Raw genomic sequence first — 22425 nt, forward strand, 5'->3', positions numbered from 1 at the left:
CGAGTTTATTTCTGCCAGGCCGCGAAAGCTTCCTGGAATGCGCGCTCGCCCGGCGTGCCCTTCTCGATCGCGAGGATCGCGCGGCGATTGTTCGCGAACACCATCGGCACGTCGAACCACGCGCGATCTTTCAGAAGCTGCATGTTCCGCTGCATGTCGGCCTCAGCCGACGACAGGCCGATGAGGAAGAAGCCGTTCGTCACCTTGACGGCGAGACCCGCGAGCGGCGCGCCGCGCGACTGCTCGGCTTCCTTCATCAGGATTCCCGGCACCTTGTCGACGCTGCCCGACGAGAAATCCGCCGGCAGATTGAACAGGATCTCAACCGTATGGCTCGCCGGAAGCGCAGAGTCCGTATTGCGGCGGATCGACATCGTCATCGCGAACTTGCGTTCCGGAATTTCGATATCAACGCGGACGGCGAGCTCGGGCGCGAGCCCTGGTCCAGGCGACACCGTCTCGGTGCGCCAGATCGCCGAACCGCTCGCACGCGTGCCTTCCGGATTCGCCGGATCTTCCTCGTAGAGAACGACGCGTTGCGCGACCAGCGCCGGCGTGCCGCCTTGCGCGGCCGGTTGGCCGTCCTGCCCGACGCGATCGGACGCCTTTTGGCGCGGCTGATTCGATGTCGTCGCCGACGGCGCTAGATTTTTCGCCGCGCTGAACAGCGACGAGATCTTGTCACGCTGCCAGAACGCACCGCCGGCAAGTGCTGCCGCGATGATGACGAAGAGTAGAACGCCGATCAGACCGCGGCGCGCCGGGTTGGCCGGCTTCTCTTCGCCGAGCGGTTTGCGCGGCGCGGGGCCAGGCGGCCTGCGCCGGCGGATCGGCTGCGTGTCCCCAATTTCGGGCGGAGGTGGCGGCGGCGGAGCCGGCGGCAAGCCTCCTTGGTCGAGATCGGCAGCCTGCGGGTATTCTGGCTGGCGAGAAGCACGCAACGGCGGCGGAGGCGCAGGCTCGTCCGGATATTCGAGCGGCAACGGCGGCGGTGCCGCACGCTGACGCGGCGGTTCCGGCACTCTCGGAGGCTCCGGCGGACGGCGCGACTCAGGCGGCGGTGACGGCGCAGCACGCTCGAACGACGGCGGCGCGGGACGCTGCTCCGGCGGACGCGGAGCAAGTCCCGGCGGCACCGGCGGGCGCGGTGATTCGGCTGTGCGCGGTGCCATGCCGGGCGGCACGGCCGGACGCGGCGCCATGCCCGGCGGCACAGCCGGACGCGGCCCCTGCGGCGGAGGAGCTGGACGCTGCGAAGCAGCTGGCGGCGGCGCACTGCGCGGCGGAATCGGCGATTGAGGCGGAGCACCGGCCGGCGGCGGATTGTTGGCAGGCACCGGCGGCTGACGGCGTAGATCTTCCGGACGCGGCACCGGCGGACGGCTCGGCGCGCCTGCCCCAGGCATCGGCGGAACAGGCGTTGCGGGGCTTGGCGGCGTGCGCAAACGGCGCGCTTCGTCGGCCTCGACCTTGCGCACCGCATCCTCGAGCGCCAAGCGCTCGCGCGTGATATCGGCTTCGGGAAGCGGCGGCTGCGTCCCACGCAACTGCGCGACCAGCGCGTTGCGGGCCCGCTCATAGAGCGCGCGCCGCGCCTCGCCGGTGTTCTTTTCCAGACCGGAAACGGCGCGCGATAGCAGCGGGTAGTAGTCTGTCATCGGGTGACGAACACCTTCACGTACGCGACAAGGTTTACTTGATTAAGCTTCAAACGGGTTTTGTACAAGAATCGTGTCCTCTCGCTCGGGACTTGTCGAGACCAAAGCAACCGTGCAACCGACGAGTTCCTCGATCCGGCGCACATACTTGATCGCTTGGGCGGGGAGATCGGCCCATGACCGCGCACCAGCCGTGGTGCCTTCCCAACCCTCGATCGTCTCGTAGATCGGCTCGACATTCGCTTGGGCCGCTTCGCCGGCCGGCAGATAGTCGATGACCTTGCCGTCGAGGCGATAGCCGACGCACACCTGGATCTCCTCGAAGCCGTCGAGAATGTCGAGCTTGGTCAGAGCCAGGCCACGAATGCCGCTGGTGACGACGGTCTGTCGCACCAACACGGCGTCGAACCAGCCACAGCGGCGGCGGCGCCCCGTGACCGTACCGAATTCGCGGCCACGATCGCCGATGCGATGGCCGATCTCGTTGTCCTGCTCGGTCGGGAAAGGCCCGCCGCCGACACGCGTCGTATAGGCCTTGCAGATGCCGAGTACGTAGTTGATCGCGTTCGGGCCGAGACCGCTGCCGGTCGCGGCTTGACCCGCGACCGTGTTCGACGACGTAACGTAGGGATACGTGCCGTGGTCGATGTCGAGCAGCGCGCCCTGCGCTCCTTCGAACAAGATGCGGCGGCCTTCGCGGCGCTTCTCTTCGAGCAACGACCAAACCGAAGCCATATAGGGCAGCACCTTCGGCGCAACCGCGGCGAGTTCATCGCAGATCGCATCGCTGTCGAACTCTTCGAGGCCGAGGCCACGACGCAGCGTGTTGTGATGCGCGAGCAGACGATCAACCTTCGCCGGCAGCGTGTCGAGATCGGCGAGGTCCATCAGGCGAATCGCACGGCGACCAACCTTATCTTCGTATGCCGGACCGATGCCGCGCTTCGTCGTGCCGATCGCGCTCGCGTTCGATGATTCGCGAATCGTGTCGAGTTCTCGATGCAGCGGCAGAATCAGCGGCACGTTCTCGGCGACGCTCAAATTGTCCGGCGTGATCTCGACGCCCTGCCCGCGCAGCCGCTCGATTTCTTCGACCAGCGCATACGGGTCGACGACGACGCCGTTGCCGATAACCGACTGCTTGTTCTGGCGCACGACGCCGGACGGGAGCAGCGAGAGCTTGTAGACGTTGCCGTCGATCACGAGCGTATGGCCGGCGTTATGCCCACCCTGGAAGCGCACCACGATGTCGGCTTGCGACGAAAGCCAGTCGACGATCTTGCCCTTGCCTTCGTCTCCCCACTGGGAGCCGACCACCACCACGTTCGCCATCGAAATCCTCGTCAGAACCTGCGGGATGACGCCCGCGCGGGTTCAGCCACGCACAAGAATGCCGCCGGCGGCCATATTGGACCGCCTGACGGCATGTCGTTGGGACCATACCCGGTCTTGGGGTCAAAAACCAACCCGCAATCCGGTTTTCAGCGAGGTTTCTGAGCCTCAATTCACCGTCAGAGCGCCGTATTCCGTCATGGCCCGGCTTGTCCGGGCCATCCACGTCTTCTTTACCAGCGGCCAAAACGTGGATGGCCCGCATGAAGCGGGCCATGACGCCGAGAATGAATTGCAAGTGAGTGTGCTTGCTCAGCTTCCCGGCTGATAGACGACCGCTTTGTCGTTCGGCCATTTCACCCGCCAGGCGAATTTGATCTCTTTCTGCTCGCCGGGTTTTGCATCGACAACCCAACCGAGCACGCCGCGCTTGTCGCGCAAATCCTTGAACGTCGGAGCAGTCGTCGACGGCAGCATTTCGACCTGCACATCCTGGTGCTCGCTCACCGGCAATTGATCCTCGACCTGAATCTTCATCGGCCGCGCATGCCCGTTGCGAACCGCGATCTTGAATTCGCGCTCGTCGGTTTTCACCGTGGTGATGACGCCGCTGGTCCCTTCGTTCTTGCGTGATACGGCGCGCGTTACTTTGATCTTCTCGTCGGCGCCAAAACCGAGCCGCACATTCTCTTCCTTTGGCGTCGCCGGCATCACGCTGCGTCCGACAAACACGCCATCACGATAAATCGAGACGCGGCCCGGAAGCAGCGGCGCTTCGTCGTTGTGTTTGAACTCGGCTTCGAGGAACGCCGTCGGGTTGACGGCCGGCACCGCGCGCACCATCAGCTCCGGCTCGACCGAGCCCGTCGCGATGCGCAACGATTTTGCGCCTTCGTTCGCCGCGACGCTCACGCGACCCGGCACGCGGAACACGACTTGAAATCCGGAGGCATCGACGACGGCTTCTTGCTCCGCTGCGCGGCGCTCGCGCTGCTCGTCCGCTTGTGTGATGGGCGCCGGTTGCGCGACCGACGCCGGCGCACGCGCGCCGCCGTAATACGCCTTCGGCCGTGCATTCTCCTGCGGATATCGGACGATCAGCGTGCCGAGCTCCGGCGCATTACCGCCGGCCGCTGTGCGCACAGTCGACACCGAGAGCGCAACGTCCTGCCAGTCTTCACCGGTTTGCTGCACGATTTCTGCGCGTCGCACGATCTCGATTGCGGGCTTGCGATCCTTGTTTCCAGAATCGAGGCGCGCGTCGTAGAGCGGCATCCACCGCGCGCTACGCATCGTGTAGGTGATGCGAAATGTAGCTTCGCCGGCTTGTGCCGCCGCGAGATCGACGCGCACTTCCATTTTGCGCGGAGGATTTCCGCGCGCCTCGGCCTCCACCTTTTGGATCTCGCGATCGAGTTCGCGCTGCTTCAGTTTCGCTTCGCGAATTTTCACATCGACCGCGGCAAGCTCATCAGCCACGGCGGAAAAAGCCTGCCGCCAGTCACCGATCGGCCGCGCGCCTTCAGCCTTTTCGCCGGGACCGAACGGAACTTCGGCCGCATAGCGTTCGACGAATTTACGCCGCGCCGTCGCCGCCGCGATCGCATCATCGAGCGTCGCGCGCTCGTCGCGCAGCGCTTCAAGCCGTCGTTCGAGCGCGGGATTGTTCGCGGGTCTTTCGGGACGCGGCGGTCGCGCATCGATCGAGCCGACCGTTACCGGCCCGGTGCCCTCGATTCGTAGCGATGCGGGGTCGAGGCCGGGCGGAAAATCGCCGAGCACGAGCGTCGTATCGCCGCTCGGCACAGTCGTGCGGACGACGCGCGTGACGCTGGCGCCGTCCGGATACACCGTGACGGCGTCAACATTCGATGTGGCTTGTTGTTCGGCGGCGACAGCGGCCGTGATGGGTGCCGCGCAAACAAGCGCGGTCGCGATGGCGATCTTGCGCATCGTAAATCTCCCTCGTGGCGCGGCGAGGAGCACCGCGCGTCAGAGAGAGAACAATCCGCGAAAGTTGGGTGGCCTCAGGGCGGCCCGAAGGCCGCCCGTGGGCACGATTGCGGCGAGCTTAGAAATGCAGCGGCTTCGCGTGCGTGACCTGCGGCAGTTTCTTCACTTCCTCGATGACCTTGTCGGACACGGCCCCGTCGATTTCGACGAGAGCAATTGCGGCGCCGCCCTGCGCATCACGGCCGAGATGGAAGGTCGCAATGTTCACGCCCGCATCGCCGAGGATGCCGGCGAACTTGCCGACGAAGCCCGGCTTGTCTTCGTTCGCGACATACAGCATCGACGGGCCGAATTCGGCGTCGACGCGAATGCCCTTGATGTTGACGATGCGCGGGCGGCCGTCCGCATAGACCGTGCCGGACACGCCGCGCGTCTGCCGCTCCGTCGTGACCTCGACCGTGATCAAGCTTTCGTAGTCGCCTTGCGCTTCGCGGGTCGTCTCTTCGACGATGATCCCGCGTTCTTTCGCAACACTCGGTGCCGACACGACGTTGACGTCAGCAAGCATCGGACGGAGAAGCCCCGCAACGGCCGACGACGTCAGCGCACGCGTGTTGAGCTGCGCGACCGCGCCTGCATACGTGATGCGAACTTGCTTGATGCCGCTCTCGGTGAGCTGACCCGCGAACGAACCGAGCTTGTCGGCAAGGTCGATCAGCGGACGCAGCTTCGGAGCCTGCTCGGCCGTGATCGACGGGAAGTTCACGGCGTTGGAAATCGCACCACGCAGCAGATAATCCGACATCTGCTCGGCAACCTGCAAAGCAACGTTCTCCTGCGCTTCGCTCGTCGCCGCGCCGAGATGCGGTGTGCAGACGACATTCGGATGTCCGAACAGCGGATTCTCTTTTGCCGGCTCGGTGACGAACACGTCGAATGCCGCACCCGCGACCTTACCGCTGTCGAGCGCAGCCCGCAGCGCAACTTCGTCGACAAGACCGCCGCGCGCGCAGTTGATGATGCGAACGCCGTCTTTCATCGTCTCGATCGCCTTGGCGTCGATGATGTTGCGCGTGCGATCGGTCAACGGCGTGTGCAGCGTGATGAAATCAGCACGGCGGAACAGGTCTTCAAGCTCGACCTTTTCGACGCCGAGATCGACGGCACGCTCTTCCGACAAGAACGGATCGAACGCGATGACCTTCATGCGGAGACCCAACGCGCGATCGGCCGCAATCGAGCCGATGTTGCCGCAACCGATCACGCCGAGCGTCTTGCCGGTGATCTCGACACCCATAAAGCGGTTCTTCTCCCACTTGCCGGCTTGCGTCGACGTGTCGGCGGCGGGAATCTGGCGTGCCAGCGCGAGCATCAACGAGATCGCGTGCTCGGCGGTCGTGATCGAATTGCCGAACGGCGTGTTCATGACGATCACGCCCTTCTGCGTCGCGGCCGGAACGTCGACATTGTCGACGCCGATGCCGGCGCGGCCGACGACTTTCAGATTCTTCGCCTTCTCGAGAATCTTCGGTGTGATCTTCGTTGCGGAGCGGATCGCGATGCCGTCGTAGTTGCCGATGATCTCGGCGAGCTGGTCCTTGTCGAGACCAGTGTTCACGTCGGTCTCGACACCGCGCTCCTTGAAGATCGCAACGGCAGCGGGAGAGAGTTTGTCTGCAATAAGAACGCGGGGGGCCATGTTGTGCCTCATATATCGGTGAATGTGTGAAGCCGTTCATCCCGGCGAAAGCCGGGATCCAGCCCGCGCGCGGTAGCGCGCGAAAAATTGGAAGCGGAGTTCTTGGCTCCTGGGCCCGGCTTTCGCCGGGGCGAGCGGAGTGAGTTGCTAAGCCGCCTTCGGCAGCTGTTCTTTCGCGCTCGCGAAGGCCCATTCGAGCCACGGCACGAGCGCCTCGACATCGCTTTTCTCGACCGTCGCACCACACCAGATGCGCAAGCCCGGAGGCGCATCGCGGTAGTAAGCGATGTCGCACGCGACATTGTCCTTCTCGAGCATGCCGGCGACGTTCTTGGCAAACGCCGCTTGCGCATCGAGCGGGAGCGAAGCGATCGCCGGATCCGTGAAGCGCAAACATACCGAGGTGTTCGAACGGATCTCCTTACGCTCGGCCAGGAAATCGATCCACGGCGTTGCGGCGACCCAATCGGCGAGCGCCTTCGTGTTCGCATCGGCGCGCGCGATCAGCGCCTTCAGTCCGCCGACGCCCTTCGCCCAATCGAGCGCATCGACATAGTCCTCGACGCACAGCATCGACGGCGTGTTGGTCGTCTCGCCTTCGAACAAGCCGTCCATCAGCTTGCCGCCCTTCGTCATGCGGAAGAGCTTCGGCATCGGCCATGCCGGCACGTAGCTTTCGAGACGCTGCACAGCGCGCGGCGAAAGCACCAACATGCCGTGCGCAGCTTCACCGCCGAGTGCCTTCTGCCACGAGAAGGTGACGACATCGAGCTTCTTGAAATCGAGCGGTTGCGCGAATGCGGCCGACGTCGCGTCGCAGATCGTCAGACCTTCACGATCCGCAGCGATCCAATCGCCGTTCGGCACGCGCACACCGGAGGTCGTGCCGTTCCACGTGAAGACGACATCGCTCTTCCAATCGATCTTGGAAAGATCGGGCAGCGCGCCATAATCCGCGCGCATCACAGTCGCGTCTTTCAGCTTCAGTTGCTTGATGACGTCCGTCACCCAGCCTTCGCCAAAGGATTCCCACGTCAGCAGCGTGACGGGGCGCGCACCGAGCATCGACCACATCGCCATCTCGACCGCACCCGTATCGGACGCCGGCACGATCGCGATCTTGTAGTCGGCAGGAACTTCGAGCACTTCGCGCGTCTGCTCGATCGCGCGCTTGAGCTTCGCCTTACCGGGCTTCGACCGGTGCGAGCGTCCAAGCAGTGCATCAGTGAGAACTTGAAGAGACCAGCCGGGGCGCTTCGGGCACGGGCCGGAGGAAAAATGCGGAGTAACCGGCCGCACGCCGGGCTTCTGTATCGTCATAGTATCGCTATCCTTACAGATAGATGCCTCTCGTTGGGGAGAGGTGTCCCGCCGCGGGAGATAGGGCAGCGATACCGGCGCGTCAACACGATTCTGGCGTGTATGCAAACGACAACGGCGGCCACGAGGGCCGCCGTTGCGTGAATTTCGTTGATGTCGGAGACGCTTAGAACTTCAGACCTAGGCCTGCGCGATAAGTCGTGAACTGACCGCCCACACCCTTGCTCTCGCGAAGTCCTACATATTCGAGCTCTGCACGTGCGAAGAGATTTTGCGTGATCATCATGTCGACGCCTGCGCCAACTGAGAAGCCGAATGGAGTTGCGTTGTCGCTGACCAGCGAGCCTGCTCTGAAGATCGCCGGGTTGGCCACTGAGGTCACGACACCGACGCGCTCGGATTCGCCACGCGCTACGACAAAGCCGACAGAAGCGTAAGGAAGGAAAATTCCCGTCGACCAACCGGCACGAAAGCGTCCGCCGAACAAGTCGCTGATGTGCTGGGTCGAAGTCCCCGTCGCTAGAGCCGGAACTGCACCCGCTCCGAAGTTATAAGTCGTTGCGTTCGTAAGGGTAGACGATGTGCCGCGGTCGAGGCGGTTATAAGTGAACTCGAAACCGAGAACGATGTCGTCCCACTGCGCGTTAAAGCCGATAAAGCCGCCGTATGACGCAGTGTTTCCGGACCCGCGCGCAAACGGAAATACGAGGTCGGCGTTCCCGCCGAGCGGATCCGTGAGAACCCCATTGAGCGTCGTCAAGCGTTGCTGCGTAAAGCCACCGTGACCACCGACATAGGTGCCCGACCAATCGAAGCGCTGCTCGACCGGCGCATCGTACATCGGCCCGCGCAGATCGGCAGCTCCTGCTTCACTTGCGATTGTTATGGCTGCGAGGGCGAGCAGAATTTTGCGCATGCGATTGGCCTCTTGATTCGCGCGAACGTGTGTCGTCCGGATTGAGGCCTATAGTTAATCGTTAACCTTAATATTCCGTTATCTCGCAGGGGTTTCTGGCAGCTCGACGGAAATGTTCGATGCAAAAGAAAACGGCGCGGAGATGATCCGCGCCGTTTCGAGTTTGCTCAGACAGTGAGGATGATCGGAGGATCAGCCCTTGGTGACGACGGCCGGATAAGCCATCGGCGGTTGATTGAAGTGGTAGCGCAGACCAATCTTGATGTCGTGCGAGTCGATGTCGCGAATGCGGTAGGCATTTGCGCCGCCGCAAGCGCCGGCTGCTGCAGCCGAGCAGTTCAGGAGACCCGATTCAGCCGAACCCATGTTGAGGTAGCGGTAAGCGAGTTCGACCTTGAAGTTGTTCGTCACGTTGTAAGCGAGACCGGCGTGGAGAGCCCAAGCCATCTGCCAATCGGTCTTCGAGGTGTTCATGAAGCCGTACGAAGCGCCGCCGCCTGGCGTGAACGGGCCGAGATCGGATATGTGCGAGATGGTGTGGCCGGCCATACCGATACCGCCACCGACGAAGGCCGTGACGCCGTACCAGGTACCGAGATCGAAGTAGGCGTTTGCCAACACGACCTTTGAATTCATGTTGCCGTCGTACACGTCATAGAACGTGCCGCCGCCCTGCGTGTAGAAGCCGACGCCGCGGAAGCTGTAGCCGGTGCGATATTCAGCGGTCGCATCGAAGCGGAGCCAGCTGTTGAACTGATAGCCGATACCGCCGCCGATGAAGTACGAGTCGCTCATGCGGAAGCCGCTATTGACCATCGCGAAGTCGCTGCCGGCCGGGAGCGGGCCGAGCACATCCAGGCTGCGTGCGCGCGAGATGCCTGCACCGACGTCGCCGCGCAGGTACCAACCACCCGCGAAGCCATCGTCATAAGCGACCGGCGCCATCGGAGGCGGGCCCATCGGGGCAAGATCGGCAGCGTGTGCTGCGGAGATCGTGGTGACGGCGGCCGCGGCAGCGAACGCCCATACTCTCAAACTAGCCATTGCAATCGTCCTCTGGTCCGCGGGGGCGAATTGATTCGTCCCTCGTGTTTGTTCGACGCTGAGAAGTTGCCATGGAGAGGTTAAATGGAGCTTAACCCTAACTTTTAACCCTAACTGCAGGTTACTTCGGGTTGCTTTCGTCTACACCGGAAATGAAAAAAGCCCGCATCGCTGCGGGCTTTTTTGCATGTCGCGCTGCGTCAGATCAGTGATCGTCGAGTTCGCCGATATGCGCCTGCGAATAGCGCTCGACGCCGATCTTGGCGACGAGATCGAGCTGTGTTTCGAGGAAATCGATGTGCCCCTCTTCGTCTTTCATCAGGTCTTCGAAGAGGTTGCGGCTCGGGAAATCCTTCACGGAAGCGCAGTAGGCAGCGGCCTCCTGATACAGCGCGCGGGCGCCGACCTCGGCCTGCAGATCGCATTCCAGGACTTCCTTGACGTTCTGGCCGATATGCAGCGGATCGAGTACCTGCATGTTCGGGAAGCCATCGAGGAAGATTATGCGGTCGGTGAACCGATCCGCGTGATGCATCTCTTCGATCGATTCGGCGCGCCACTTCTTGGCGAGGTTCTTCAGACCCCAATTGTCCAACAGCCGATAATGGATCCAGTACTGATTGATCGCGGTGAGCTCGCTGCGGAGCCCCTTGTTCAAATATTCGATGACCTTTGGATCGCCCTTCATGGCCCGCTCCTGTTCGCACTCGGGTGGCGGATAGCTTCCCGCGCCGCTAGTTTCTAATCATTCTAAACTAGCTGGCGGCACCGCAACGTTCAAGACCGAAAGGCCGGCAAAATCCACGAATGTCAGGTGAATTAGGCCTTAGGCGGCCGAGGTAGAAGCAAATGCGACCTCGATATGCGTCGTGGTCTCGATCTCAAGCTGGGCGTCGGCGTGAGTTCCGGCTGGGCACGTCGCACAACCGACTGGGCAGGCGCCCTGCAGCGCTTCGTCCATGATCTTGCGGATTGTGCGGGCACAGCGTCCGCACTGCGCGCTGCAACCAAGGCAGCCGTAGACAGCGCCGGTCGATTGCGGCCGGGCGGCCGTGCAAACCTTGCGGACATCGGTGTCTGAAAAGACATTGCAGGAACAGACGATCATTGCCTCTTAGATACGGCGACAATCGCGAAAAGCAAAGCAAAAACAGCAGTTTAATCTAATTCTAAAGTACCGTAGCAACGCGATTCAGTTTAGAATGATTCTACCGGAAAGCGATTTTCGAATAGAATCCAAGGCTTTTCAGGGTCGCAAAAGACGAACCGCCGGCGCTCCTCGCGCCGGCCGGTTCTACAACTGCTGGTGATGAGGCGGCTGCTACGCGGCAGCGTCGGCCACGGCGCCCGCAATATCATCGACGAGCTGCTCGATAAGCACGGGATCATCGCCTTCCGCCATGACGCGGATGACCGGCTCCGTACCGGACGGGCGAATGACCAGGCGGCCAGAGCCATTGAGCTTCTGGGTCGCACCATCGATCGTCTTGACGACAGCCGGTGCTTCCAGCGGCTTGCCGCTGCGATAGCGAACATTTCGCATCACCTGCGCGACCGGTTCGAACTTGCGGCAAACTTCCGAGACAGGACGTCCCGAGCGCTTCACCACAGCCATGATCTGCAAGGCGGCGACAAACCCGTCGCCCGTCGTTGTGTGATCCGAGAGAATGATGTGGCCGGACGCTTCGCCGCCGACGTTGAAGCCATGCTCACGCATATGCTCGAGCACGTAGCGATCGCCGACCGGCGTGCGCGCGAGCGACAAGCCTTGCGATTGCAGATAACGCTCCAGACCGAGATTCGACATTACGGTCGCGACGATCCCGTCACGCGAGAGGCGGCCGTCTTCCTTGAAGCTCTCGGCAATGACAGCCATCAGTTGATCGCCATCGACGACGTGACCCTTTTCGTCGACGATAATCAGACGATCCGCATCGCCATCGAGCGCGATGCCGATATCGGCGCGCATCTCGCGCACTTTGCGCGACAGCATTTCGGGCGACGTCGAGCCGCAATCCTTGTTGATGTTGAGACCATCGGGCTCGACACCGACTGCGATCACGTCGGCGCCGAGTTCCCACAGTGCCTCAGGCGCAACGCGATACGCCGCGCCATTCGCGCAATCGACAACGACACGCAGTCCATCGAATTCGAGATTGCGCGGCAGAGTGCGTTTGGCAAACTCGATATAGCGCGCATGCACGCCTTCGATGCGCTTCGCGCGACCGACGTCTGCCGATTTCGCAAGACGCTTCGACATGTCGGAATCGATGAGCTCTTCAATCGCGATTTCGATTTCGTCTGACAGCTTATAGCCGTCCGGACCGAATAGCTTGATGCCGTTGTCTTCGTACGCGTTGTGCGAAGCCGAGATCATCACGCCGAGATCCGCGCGCATCGAACGCGTCAGCATCGCGACCGCAGGCGTCGGCATTGGGCCGACAAGAAAAACGTCGAGGCCGACAGATAGGAAACCGGCCGTCATTGCATTCTCGATGAGATAGCCGGACAGGCGCGTGTCTTTGCCGATCAGCACGCGATGGCGATGCTCGCCGCGCTGAAACATCAGCCCGGCGGCCATGCCGACACGCATCGCCAGATCGGCGTTCAGCTTGCCGTTGTTGGCTTTGCCGCGAATTCCATCTGTCCCGAAATACTTACGCACGTTGTCCCTCGTTGCGCGGAGCCCGCGCCTTGCGCTCGGCACCATCCCCGTTGGCAGCTGAGCTGCGTCTTTGCACTGGAAGCTAGCGCTATAAGCTTAAGGTCTGTTTGCCGCAATGCAGCTAGGCTGTATCATAACACCGTGATCGATATCGGCTGGGTCAACAAATGTAAACGATGGTTACAGCTTCCGGTACGAAATTGCGAACCGACCGCTGGCGCGCCTATCATAAAACCATCAATCGACGGCGGGCATAACCAAATGACCAAGGCTTTTTGGCTGGCAGCTCTTGTTTTCGCGGGTTTGGCGCTGCCGGCGGCGGCTGACGAGAAGAGCACGCCCCTGCCCGCCCATTTCCCGCTCGGCAAGGAGATGTGCTTTGGCCGCGTCTACGACGACGCGCACCTTAAGAGCCATCCGAAGCAACGCGTCACCAGCTTTCACCTCTTCCGCGATTTCTCGCCCGATCCGAACACAGAGAGTGAGCCATCGACGCCGCGGGAACTGCTCGAACAAGACGGCCAAGACGGTAACGTGAATGTCACGGCCTACGTCCGGCTGCGTGACCGCAAGGGCGTCTTCTTCAACGGCCTCTCATGCCGCAAATACGACGGCACCGTTCGCTGCAGCATCGATTGCGACGGCGGCGGCTTCAAGCTGCGCACAAGTAACGCATCGCTGACGTTGCAGAATGAAGGCTTCGTTGTCGTCGGCGGCTGCGGCGCAAGCGAGGACGAACAAGATCGGACCGAATTCGTCAAGCCCGGTGCAGACGACAAGACGTTCCGGCTCGATCCGCAGCCTGTCGCCGAATGCGCGGCGCTGCGCGAAAGCGAGCGGCCGAAATGGGCAAAGCTCGGCGAGTTTCTGCGCGTCCGCTTCACGCGCGAGACATGCTTCTCACGCACGTACGACGACACACACCTCGCGAAAAATCCGAAGCAGAATGTCCGCGCGATCAAAATCGCAAAACTGCCCGTGAAAGCTGACGCAGAGCCGCCTCTGTATCCGCTCAGCTTTCGTTTGACGTTGCGCTCCGGCGAGACCGTCGAACGCACAGCGACGTGCTCGCCCGACTCTTATGTCTACGCCTGCAACCTCAATCCCGACAAAGGCGAGCCTGGTTTCGAAATCACGCTTGCGCGCGGTGCCGGTGACAACATCGTCTTGCGTGATGCGAAAGGCGCGTTCGCAAAACTCTTCCCGCGCAAGCTCGGCGCGGACGACAATGTCTTCCGTCTGCAATCTGCGCGCGACTGCGCGCCATAACTTCTAGGAGTTCGTAGATGAAGCTCTGGGAGCTCGCTGCAATAGCCATCGCACTGTCGTGCATGATGACGCCGCAGGCGCAAGCCGCTTACGCGATCGCATTCAATTCGTCGACGGGACGCGCCGCCGCCGACAACTCATCGTTTGCGCTCGATCAGGTGAGGAAAGCCGCCCTGTCGAAATGCGGTTCCGGCTGCCGCATCGTATCATCCGGAAAAGGTAGCTGCGCAGCCGTCGTCGAGGCGGTCTCGACCGGCACATTCGCCTGGGGTGTTTCGACCGGAACGACCACTGGCTCGGCAACCAACGCCGCAACGCACGAATGCCGACGCAAAGGCGGCGTCCAGTGCAAACCCGCAGCGGCGATTTGCGATTAGCGCGTGAATTGCTTGGCGGCGAGATCGAGCGCCGCATCGAGCACCGGATCAGCGCCGCCCGCGTAAGCGAGCGGGCGTTCGACACGATGGTCAGGCGCCACGCCTGAACCTTCGAGTGACTTGCCGTCGAACGCGAGTCCCGTGACTGCAACGTACAGCAGCAAATCGCCCGGAACGACGTAAGCCGCAGCGGCCGAAACGGCGCCAGCAGTCGGCGTTCCGACGATCGGCCCAAACCCACCCTGCCGAAAACCTTGCGCGAAAATCTCGCCGGCGCTGCGCGTGCCATCGTTCGTCAGCAACACGGTACGCCCGCGGAACGGCGGCATCGACGCCGCATCCGTCCGCTCGCGCTGACCACGGCGCGCCCGCTGCGCATTTTCCGAGAATCGCGTTTCGCCCCAGTACGAACCGCGCTGATCGAGCGCTTCCAGCATCTGCCGCGCCGCGCCCATCGTGCCGCCGACGCGGCCGCGCATATCGACGATCAGGGCATCGAGTGGCGGCGTCTCGTCAGAACCATCCGCTTTGCGCTCGCGCTCGGTCGGTTCGATCTTCGCCAGCGCCTGCTTGAATGCATCGGCATCGTGCACGCCCCAGACATGCACGTAGCCGATGCGCTTGCCCGCATGTTCGATCACGCGCGCGCTGGCGATCGTAGCAGCCGACATCGCATGCTTCGGCCGCAGCGGAGCGACCGGGATGTAAAGCTTCGACGTGTCGCCGCCGCTGCGAGACCGTGTTTCGACGACCGCGACCGATCCAACCTTGCCGCTAAAAGACGCGATCGGCCGATACGGCTCGCCGTCCACCGCGACAATCTCGTCACCGTATTTCAAGCCGCCGTAGTCAGCCGGCGAGCCTTCGAAGACCGCATCGACGAAGTGTTTGCCGCCCTGCTCGCGCGTGAAGGCGCCGATGCCGGCGAAGAACGGCCCCGCGCCCCAGAATTTGCGCGCGATCAATTCCTTGACGCTGTCCTGTCCGCCGACGATGTCGACGAGGAAGTAATACGAATACTCGTCCGGCGTGATCAGCGCCGTATGCGACGTTTTGAGTTCGCCGAGCATCGCTTGGATGAGCCTCACGGCCTCCGCATCGTCGGACGCTGCGAGCACGGCCTTGCGTGTTTCGATCGCGCGCTGCTCCCAATCGATGCTCTTGAGTTTGCCGCCATCGAAGAAACGCTCCTCGATGCGCGTCGTCACCGCGTCGAACAACTTCGCCCGGTCGAGTTCCGGCGCTTTCGCGAGCGACACGGGCGCCTCGGCACGCAGCGGCGAGGCGTCGTCGCTCGGCGCCAGCGGCGCAACGAACGTCATCAGGAAAACGACGGCGAAGCCCTTGAGGGCTGTGCGGGTCTGCATCCGGCCAGCAGGCTCAGACATTATGGCGGCAGCGTGGTGCACAGCTTCACGAGGCCGCGACATTCCCTTTTCGAAAGCGGACGAAGAAACCGGCGCCGAAATCGAACGCGCTATGCGCGAATAGCGCACAAACAAAAAGGGCCGCTTCGCAGCGGCCCTTTCCGAATTCATCACCAACAAGCTTACGCCTGCGGCTGCGGCTCCATCGGACCCGATTCGGGACGCGGACGGTTCTTGCCGGCGGTCGGCACCGCCGAAGAGCGCGGGGTCGTATCGATCATGCTCTCGCGGTTCGGCTTCTTGCCGTCGAGCAAGTCCTTGATCTCGTCGCCCGACAGCGTCTCGAATTCGAGCAAGCCCTTGGCCAGTGCTTCGAGGTGATCGCGCTTCTCTTCCAGAATGCGGCGTGCAGCGTCATGGCCTTCTTCAACCAAGCGGCGCACTTCGCTGTCGATCTTCTGCGCGGTCGATTCCGAAATATTCTGCGTGCGCGAGACCGAGTGACCGAGGAACACTTCTTCCTGGTTCTCGCCGTACGCGACGGCACCGAGTTCCTTCGAGAAGCCCCAGCGTGTGACCATCATACGGGCAAGGCGCGTTGCCTGTTCAATGTCCGACTGTGCGCCAGACGTGACCTTGTCGTGTCCGAAGATCATCTCTTCGGCGACACGGCCGCCCATCATGATCGCAAGACGCGACGTCATCTGCTCGTAGCTCATCGACAACTTGTCGCGCTCCGGCAGCTGCATGACCATGCCGAGTGCACGGCCGCGCGGAATGATCGTCGCCTTGTGCACCGGGTCGGTCGCCGCCACGTTGAACGCGACAATCGCATGCCCGCCTTCGTGATACGCGGTCAGCATCTTCTCTTCTTCGGTCATGACAAGCGACTTACGCTCGGCACCCATCATCACCTTGTCTTTCGCGTCTTCGAATTCGCTCTGCGTCACCATGCGCCTGTTGCGCCGCGCCGCCATCAGAGCTGCTTCGTTGACGAGATTCATCAAGTCGGCGCCCGAGAAGCCGGGCGTGCCGCGTGCGATGGTCTTGAGGTTGACATCCGGCGCTAGCGGAACTTTGCGAACGTGGACCTTGAGGATCTGCTCGCGGCCGACGACGTCCGGGTTCGGCACGATGACCTGACGGTCGAAACGGCCGGGACGCAACAACGCCGGGTCGAGCACGTCCGGGCGGTTCGTCGCCGCGATGAGGATGATACCCTCGTTCGCTTCGAAGCCGTCCATCTCGACCAGCAACTGGTTGAGGGTCTGCTCGCGCTCGTCATTGCCGCCGCCCAGACCGGCGCCACGGTGACGGCCGACTGCGTCGATTTCGTCGATGAAGATGATGCACGGTGCATTCTTTTTCGCCTGCTCGAACATGTCGCGCACGCGGCTCGCGCCAACGCCGACGAACATCTCGACGAAGTCGGAGCCCGAGATTGTGAAGAACGGAACGTTGGCTTCGCCGGCGACGGCACGTGCGATCAACGTCTTACCGGTGCCCGGAGGGCCGACCAGCAGCACGCCGCGCGGAATGCGTCCGCCGAGACGCTGGAACTTGGACGGGTCGCGCAGGAACTCGACGATCTCTTGCAGGTCGAACTTAGCCTCGTCGACGCCCGCGACGTCGTCGAACGTCACGCGCCCATGCGCTTCGGTCAGAAGCTTCGCGCGCGATTTGCCAAAGCCCATCGCCTTGCCGCCCGCGCCCTGCATCTGGCGCGAGAGGAAAATCCACACGCCGATCAAAAGAACGAACGGCAGCCAAGAGACGAGGATCGACACGAACCACGGAACGTTGTCGCCCGGCGCGCGTGCCTTCACCTCGACGCCCTTGGCGAGGAGACGGCCGACGAGGCCCGGATCGTTCGGCTGATAAGTCGTGAAGTTGCCGCCGCCGTCCGAATAGACGCCGTGGATCTCATTACCCTGGATGGTGACTTCGCGAACCTTGCCGTTCTCCACCGCGGTCGAGAACTGCGAGAACGGGATGTCGCTCGGGCCCTGACGCGAGCCCGGGTTCTGGAACAGCGTGAACAACGCCAACAGCAACAGGACGATGATGACCCAGAGGGCGAAATTCCGCAGATTGGAGTTCATTCCGCTTCCTATCGGCGCGTGACGCGCCTGTCTCCCATTTCGGCCGATTGGCCCCTCGCCTGCGCGGGATTGTCCCGGCGGCTCGGCCGCGTACCCAATTCAGTAAAGAGCAATGTATGTGGCGTGAAACCGGATGCCAAGGGAATGGGCCCAAACTACGTCACTTCTGGTGAATGGCCCGTCTCCGGATATGCTTTTTCCCCGGTTTCTCGCCGGGTTTCTCGGCCTTGGCCGCGCTGCGGCGTTGCGGCGCGGGCGCAAAAGTGATGCGTCCTTGAGCATCGAGTGCGATCAGTACATCGCCGAGCGTCCGCCGCAGACGCTTTCGCTCCCGGATCGCAGCCTGCAAAACTTCCCAAAGTTCCTCGACCTGCTCGAGTCGAGGCCGATGTGGCTTCGCGGGACAGGCCGCGCGAATCTCGGCCATCAGCCGCCGAATAGCGACTTCTTCCGGCTGAATGACGAGTTCTTTGCTGTCGAGCACGCCGCAGGGACCAGGAAGCGCTTGCATCAGCGTCGCGATCGCTGTTTCGGCACGCTGCTGGCGCTCCGCGAGTTTGCCGAGTCGTTCTGCCGTCATCCCCTCGGCAGCAAGCGCTGCGGCGGCTGCACGCAACCGAGGACGCGCATAGGTTGCGTCGCGATTCATCGGGTCTTCGCTCCACGCGATCCCGGCCTTCTGGAGTGTGGCGATCAGCCGCGCCTTGGTGACGCTCAAAAGCGGTCGCGACAACGTGAAGTCGTCGGTCGGCTCGTTCGCGCGCATCCCGCCGAGCCCGGCCGGTCCTGAGCCGGCCGCGAGTCGCATGAGAACCGTCTCGGCTTGATCGTCGAGCGTGTGCGCCGTGATGATGTGCGAAGCGCCCTCCTGCTTCGCCAGTTTACCCAGAAGCGCGTAGCGCGCCTCTCGGGACTTCGCCTCGATCCCAGTCTTCGGCTTCGCGCCGCGCCATGTGAGCATGCGATGCGGCACGCGCAACGACTTAGCGAGCGCCGCGACGGACTTCGCCTCGCGCTTGGCTTCCACGCGCAAGCCGTGATCGACGGTTGCGGCGATAAACTCGACTGGGGATTTGGTTGCGTCGCGCCACTGCGCCGCGAGCCATAGCAGGGCCATAGAGTCGGCGCCGCCCGAGATGGCGAGAATGACGCGTCCGCGTTTCGGGAGCGCCGCGAACAGCGCGGCGAGGTCGCGCTCTACGAGCACTGAACGCGGGTACGTTCGCGCTCGACTGTCTGCTTCACGCCCGCGCTGGCGTTCGGATATTTGCGATTGACCTCACCGAGTGTCGCACACGCCGCATCCTTCTCGCCGAGCGCGGCGAGCGACTGACCGAGGCGCATCAGCGCGTCCGGCGCGCGGCCGATCTTGTTGTACTTCGTCGTCACGGTGAGGAACGACTCGGCTGCATCGCGGTAATTCTGCCGCTGGTAGAGGCTCTCGCCGAGCTGATAATGCGCATCGCCCGAGAGGCGATCGCTCGGATACTTCTTCAAGAAATCACGCAGCGAGGATTCCGCCTGCGCATATTCGCGGCGCTGCATCTGCGCTTGCGCATTCGCGAATTGATCGCGCGGCGTGTCCGTCGCCGGCGCAGAAACCGGCTGCGCACCGGTGCTGTTCGGGCTGCGCGTCGGCGGTGCCGGCAGCGGACCGGCAATTGTGCGAGCTTCACGGACGGGCTGAGCAACCGGCGCAGGCTCGCCCGGCTGATTGCCGATGGCGAGCGGCTCACCGCGCTCACGGCCGCCGCGCGGGCCGACCGGCTCTGCGCTTGCGACCGGTGCGGGTGCGCGCGATTCCGGCGAGCCGAGCGGCTTCGGCACGCCCGGCGCATTCGGATCGGCATCCGGATCGAAGGTATCGTTGCGGCCACGGCCGCCCGCGACGCTGCCGGTGGACGGGACGTTGGACGAATGCTGACGCAGCGGCGGCGCCGGCGAGCCCGGCTCATCCGGCGGCGGCAATTGGCTGCCCGACTGAACATTGCGCGGAGCGGACGGCGCTTCCGCACGCGGCGGCGCGGATCCACCGCGCGCCTGGAGCTGCTCTTCGAGCTGACGATTGCGATATTCGAGCTCTTCGACCTGGCCGGTCAGCTGACGCACCTTCGCGCGCAGCTTGTCGACCTGAACGGCGAGTTCGCCATCGTCGGCGCCCTGCTCGTTGTACCGGCCTTGCTCGTAGCGCCGCTGCTGCTGTTGCGGCTGGCCGGCCGGCTGGCGCTGATTTTCGCCGCCGCGCATACGCTCGCTGCCGCCGAACAGATTGTCGAAGAAGCCGCCGCCCGAACGCTGTTGATAGCGCGGATCGTCCTGATACTGCGCGAACGCAGCGGACGCGGTGAGCATCAAAGCAATCAGCGGAAGAGCAATGCGTTTCATCATCGTGGCTCGGCGGTTACGTGCGTGGGGTTAGAGATCGTCTGCCCCTGCGACCGAATTAAGGTGGTCGTCATAAACAAAACGTGCCCGGGCGTCTCCACCCGGGCACGGATTAGGCGATCGGCATATGCCCGAGACTAAGAGCTGGCGTTGAGAACCGTCACGGCGCGACGGTTCTGCGACCAGCACGAGATATCGTTACACACCGCGACCGGGCGCTCTTTGCCGTACGAGATGGTGCGCATGCGAGACGGCTCGATGCCGCGCGAGGCGAGATACTCACGCACCGCCTGCGACCGGCGAGCGCCGAGAGCGATGTTGTATTCACGGGTGCCGCGCTCGTCGGCATGGCCTTCGATCAGGAACGAATAGCGGTTGTACTTAGCCAGCCATTGCGCCTGCTTCTCGAGCGTGGCGCGTGCCTGAGACGAGAGTTCGGTCGAGTCCGACTCGAAGAACACGCGGTCGCCCACGTTCACGACGAAATCCTGCTGGCTGCCCGGAGCCGCCTGGCCCGCAGCGTAACGGCCGTCGCGGCCGGCCTGATCCATGGGGTTGCTGGCGCAAGCGCCGAGCGAAAGCGCGACTAGCAGCGCGCCCGTAAGCTTCGCGGCACGAATGTTCCGGAAGAATTGCATCACTCTACTCCTTCTCCGATCGCCGGATCTGAGCTTCCGGTTTACCGAGGGTTCGTTAAGCGAAGGTTCCGTCAACCTAAACGGGACCTTGCTGAAGGCGGTTAAAAGCCACACCAAGCCCTAAACGTCTCGGAATGGTTAATCGCGCCTAAACTTGACGAAAACGCTCTGAAACTGTGTGCCCCTGACTTGCGAACAATGTTCACGCCAGAATGTGGCACGATTGGGGCAAAACCGACAACTTCGCGAACATTGTTCACCGCGATGGTTAGCTGTTGCTTAACGGCAACGCGCCCACCGGCTCGATTAACGCAACAGAGGCGACCAGGCCGGGTCGGACGCGTAGGCCGGCGTCTGGATTTTGACCTCATAGCGTCCCGTGATGTCGACCGTATAAAGGCTCGGACCGGCGCCCTGATCCTTGAAGAACATGATCACGCGGCCGTTCGGTGCCCAGGTCGGGCCTTCGGCGTGATAGCCTTCGGTCAGGATGCGCTCATCCTTGCCGTCCGGCTTCATGACGCCGATGGCGAATTGGCCTTTGCCCTGTTTCGTGAACGCGATGTAGTCGCCGCGCGGCGACCAGACCGGCGTCGAATACGAACCTTCCTGGAAGCTGATGCGCTGCGCCGCGCCGCCGCCGGCGCCCATCACGTAGATCTGCGGCTTACCGCCGCGATCGGACTCGAAACAGATGCGCGAGCCATCCGGCGAGAACGACGGCGCTGTGTCGATCGCGGTCGAGTCGGTGAGCCGCATCGTCGCCTTCGAGCGAAGGTCCATCGCGAAGATCGACGAGTTGCCGCCCTGCTGCAAGCTCATCACGATGCGCTGGCCGTCCGGCGAGAAACGCGGCGCGAACGTCATGCCCTTGAAGTCGCCGACGACTTCGCGCTGGCCTGTGTCGATGTTCATGAGGATGACGCGCGGGTCGGCATCGCCATACGCCATGTAGGTGATCTCTGGACCCGACGGCGAGAAGCGCGGCGTCAGCACCAGATCGGAACCACGCGTGAGATAGCGCACGTTGGCGCCGTCTTGATCCATGATCGCGAGGCGCTTGGCACGGCGATCCTTCGCGCCCGTCTCGTCGATGAAGACGACGCGTGTGTCGAAGTAGCCTTTCTCACCCGTGAGACGCTCGTAGATCACGTCCGAGATAATGTGCGCGATGCGGCGCGGCGAGCCCGGCGGCGCAATGACGATTTCACCCGCGAGCTGCTTGCCCTGGTTGACGTCCCACAGACGGAATTCCGCGCGCGGACGCCCATCCGGTTGCCGCGCGATACGACCGACCGCAAGCGCATCGGCGTTAATGACCTTCCAATCGGCGAAACGCGGTGTTGCGTCCGAGTTCGCGATCTTCTCGATATAGGACGCGGGATCGATCGGCGCGAAAAGCCCCGAACGGCGTAGGTTATCGATGACGATTTTGGTCACGTTCACGCCGGCCGCTTCGCTACCGATGAAATCCGGCACCGCGATCGGGATTGGTTTGAACGAACCCTGCGTGACATCGAGGCGTGTGCGCCCGCCGCCTTGCTGCTGCGGCGCGCCTTGCGCTTGCAGATGCTGCGGCAAAATCAATGCGCCACCCGCGGCGGCGCCCAGCGCCAGAACACGGCGGCGCGTCAGAATTTTTGAAGAAGTATCGAAGCTCATCGTCTCGTGTCTTCTGGAGTTCGGAATGCGCGGTGCAA

18 protein-coding genes are annotated in these 22425 nt (G+C 62.9%); 2 read left to right on the forward strand and 16 right to left on the reverse strand.

Annotation, left to right across the window (positions count from 1 at the left end):
• Window positions 1-5: 5 nt before the first annotated feature.
• The 10 genes from GJW30_RS20960 to glmM form a co-directional block, all read right to left on the reverse strand.
• On the reverse strand, window positions 6-1658 hold the full coding sequence (locus GJW30_RS20960; RefSeq protein WP_096358311.1) for a hypothetical protein: 1653 nt from the start codon (window positions 1656-1658) through the stop codon (window positions 6-8).
• A 42-nt stretch (window positions 1659-1700) separates the two neighbouring features.
• Window positions 1701-2990, reverse strand: coding sequence for an adenylosuccinate synthase (locus GJW30_RS20965; RefSeq protein WP_096358312.1), 1290 nt, complete (start codon window positions 2988-2990; stop codon window positions 1701-1703).
• Window positions 2991-3302: 312 nt separating this feature from the next.
• A complete protein-coding gene (locus tag GJW30_RS20970) occupies window positions 3303-4943 on the reverse strand; it encodes a mucoidy inhibitor MuiA family protein (protein WP_096358313.1) in 1641 nt (546 codons plus the stop codon).
• Window positions 4944-5061: 118 nt separating this feature from the next.
• Window positions 5062-6642, reverse strand: coding sequence for a phosphoglycerate dehydrogenase (serA, locus tag GJW30_RS20975; RefSeq protein ID WP_096358314.1), 1581 nt, complete (start codon window positions 6640-6642; stop codon window positions 5062-5064).
• Between the two features lie 147 nt (window positions 6643-6789).
• Window positions 6790-7962, reverse strand: coding sequence for a phosphoserine transaminase (locus GJW30_RS20980; RefSeq protein WP_096358315.1), 1173 nt, complete (start codon window positions 7960-7962; stop codon window positions 6790-6792).
• A 166-nt stretch (window positions 7963-8128) separates the two neighbouring features.
• Window positions 8129-8878, reverse strand: coding sequence for an outer membrane protein (locus GJW30_RS20985; RefSeq protein ID WP_096358316.1), 750 nt, complete (start codon window positions 8876-8878; stop codon window positions 8129-8131).
• Between the two features lie 192 nt (window positions 8879-9070).
• Window positions 9071-9922, reverse strand: a complete 852-nt coding sequence (locus GJW30_RS20990; RefSeq protein WP_096358317.1) for an outer membrane protein — start codon at window positions 9920-9922, stop codon at window positions 9071-9073.
• Window positions 9923-10127: 205 nt separating this feature from the next.
• The gene (gene bfr / locus GJW30_RS20995; RefSeq protein WP_096358318.1) at window positions 10128-10610 is read right to left on the reverse strand and encodes a bacterioferritin; all 483 of its coding nucleotides are present in this window, start codon (window positions 10608-10610) and stop codon (window positions 10128-10130) included.
• A 138-nt stretch (window positions 10611-10748) separates the two neighbouring features.
• Entirely contained in the window at window positions 10749-11030 is a 282-nt protein-coding gene (locus GJW30_RS21000) for a (2Fe-2S)-binding protein (RefSeq protein WP_096358319.1), read from the reverse strand.
• A 213-nt stretch (window positions 11031-11243) separates the two neighbouring features.
• Window positions 11244-12632 carry a phosphoglucosamine mutase gene (gene glmM, locus GJW30_RS21005; protein ID WP_096358320.1) on the reverse strand — a complete coding sequence of 463 codons (1389 nt, stop codon included), beginning with the start codon at window positions 12630-12632 and terminating at the stop codon, window positions 11244-11246.
• 216 nt (window positions 12633-12848) lie between these two features.
• Between glmM and GJW30_RS21010 the strand changes: the two genes are divergently transcribed.
• Window positions 12849-13856, forward strand: a complete 1008-nt coding sequence (locus tag GJW30_RS21010) for a hypothetical protein (RefSeq protein ID WP_096358321.1) — start codon at window positions 12849-12851, stop codon at window positions 13854-13856.
• A 17-nt stretch (window positions 13857-13873) separates the two neighbouring features.
• Window positions 13874-14233 (forward strand): DUF4189 domain-containing protein, encoded by a 360-nt coding sequence (locus tag GJW30_RS21015; protein ID WP_096358322.1) that lies wholly within the window; start codon window positions 13874-13876, stop codon window positions 14231-14233.
• On the opposite strand, the gene GJW30_RS21020 is transcribed toward GJW30_RS21015, so the two are convergent.
• From GJW30_RS21020 to tolB, 6 genes are all read right to left on the reverse strand, one after another.
• Entirely contained in the window at window positions 14230-15621 is a 1392-nt protein-coding gene (locus tag GJW30_RS21020; RefSeq protein WP_165391593.1) for a S41 family peptidase, read from the reverse strand. The genes GJW30_RS21015 and GJW30_RS21020 overlap by 4 nt on opposite strands.
• Window positions 15622-15782: 161 nt before the next feature.
• Window positions 15783-17702 (reverse strand): ATP-dependent zinc metalloprotease FtsH, encoded by a 1920-nt coding sequence (gene ftsH, locus GJW30_RS21025; RefSeq protein ID WP_096358324.1) that lies wholly within the window; start codon window positions 17700-17702, stop codon window positions 15783-15785.
• Window positions 17703-17862: 160 nt separating this feature from the next.
• Entirely contained in the window at window positions 17863-18909 is a 1047-nt protein-coding gene (tilS, locus tag GJW30_RS21030; protein WP_096358325.1) for a tRNA lysidine(34) synthetase TilS, read from the reverse strand.
• Window positions 18900-20090: a tol-pal system protein YbgF gene (gene ybgF / locus GJW30_RS21035; protein ID WP_245408586.1), complete on the reverse strand. Its 1191-nt coding sequence runs from the start codon at window positions 20088-20090 to the stop codon at window positions 18900-18902. The genes tilS and ybgF overlap by 10 nt, the downstream gene beginning before the upstream one ends.
• Before the next feature lie 134 nt (window positions 20091-20224).
• Entirely contained in the window at window positions 20225-20725 is a 501-nt protein-coding gene (gene pal / locus GJW30_RS21040; protein ID WP_096358326.1) for a peptidoglycan-associated lipoprotein Pal, read from the reverse strand.
• Window positions 20726-21031: 306 nt separating this feature from the next.
• A complete protein-coding gene (tolB, locus tag GJW30_RS21045) occupies window positions 21032-22387 on the reverse strand; it encodes a Tol-Pal system beta propeller repeat protein TolB (protein ID WP_096358327.1) in 1356 nt (451 codons plus the stop codon).
• Between the last annotated feature and the right edge of the window lie 38 nt (window positions 22388-22425).

It is taken from the genome of Variibacter gotjawalensis, assembly GCF_002355335.1.
Classification (GTDB): Bacteria; Pseudomonadota; Alphaproteobacteria; order Rhizobiales; family Xanthobacteraceae; genus Variibacter; species Variibacter gotjawalensis.

Coding starts and splice junctions, on each gene's coding strand:
- GJW30_RS20960 (WP_096358311.1), bottom strand. CDS start 1,658: ATGACAGACTACTACCCGCTGCTATCGCGCGCCGTTTCCGGTCTGGAA.
- GJW30_RS20965 (WP_096358312.1), bottom strand. CDS start 2,990: ATGGCGAACGTGGTGGTGGTCGGCTCCCAGTGGGGAGACGAAGGCAAG.
- GJW30_RS20970 (WP_096358313.1), bottom strand. CDS start 4,943: ATGCGCAAGATCGCCATCGCGACCGCGCTTGTTTGCGCGGCACCCATC.
- serA (WP_096358314.1), bottom strand. CDS start 6,642: ATGGCCCCCCGCGTTCTTATTGCAGACAAACTCTCTCCCGCTGCCGTT.
- GJW30_RS20980 (WP_096358315.1), bottom strand. CDS start 7,962: ATGACGATACAGAAGCCCGGCGTGCGGCCGGTTACTCCGCATTTTTCC.
- GJW30_RS20985 (WP_096358316.1), bottom strand. CDS start 8,878: ATGCGCAAAATTCTGCTCGCCCTCGCAGCCATAACAATCGCAAGTGAA.
- GJW30_RS20990 (WP_096358317.1), bottom strand. CDS start 9,922: ATGGCTAGTTTGAGAGTATGGGCGTTCGCTGCCGCGGCCGCCGTCACC.
- bfr (WP_096358318.1), bottom strand. CDS start 10,610: ATGAAGGGCGATCCAAAGGTCATCGAATATTTGAACAAGGGGCTCCGC.
- GJW30_RS21000 (WP_096358319.1), bottom strand. CDS start 11,030: ATGATCGTCTGTTCCTGCAATGTCTTTTCAGACACCGATGTCCGCAAG.
- glmM (WP_096358320.1), bottom strand. CDS start 12,632: ATGGTGCCGAGCGCAAGGCGCGGGCTCCGCGCAACGAGGGACAACGTG.
- GJW30_RS21010 (WP_096358321.1), top strand. CDS start 12,849: ATGACCAAGGCTTTTTGGCTGGCAGCTCTTGTTTTCGCGGGTTTGGCG.
- GJW30_RS21015 (WP_096358322.1), top strand. CDS start 13,874: ATGAAGCTCTGGGAGCTCGCTGCAATAGCCATCGCACTGTCGTGCATG.
- GJW30_RS21020 (WP_165391593.1), bottom strand. CDS start 15,621: ATGTCTGAGCCTGCTGGCCGGATGCAGACCCGCACAGCCCTCAAGGGC.
- ftsH (WP_096358324.1), bottom strand. CDS start 17,702: ATGAACTCCAATCTGCGGAATTTCGCCCTCTGGGTCATCATCGTCCTG.
- ybgF (WP_245408586.1), bottom strand. CDS start 20,090: ATGATGAAACGCATTGCTCTTCCGCTGATTGCTTTGATGCTCACCGCG.
- pal (WP_096358326.1), bottom strand. CDS start 20,725: ATGCAATTCTTCCGGAACATTCGTGCCGCGAAGCTTACGGGCGCGCTG.
- tolB (WP_096358327.1), bottom strand. CDS start 22,387: ATGAGCTTCGATACTTCTTCAAAAATTCTGACGCGCCGCCGTGTTCTG.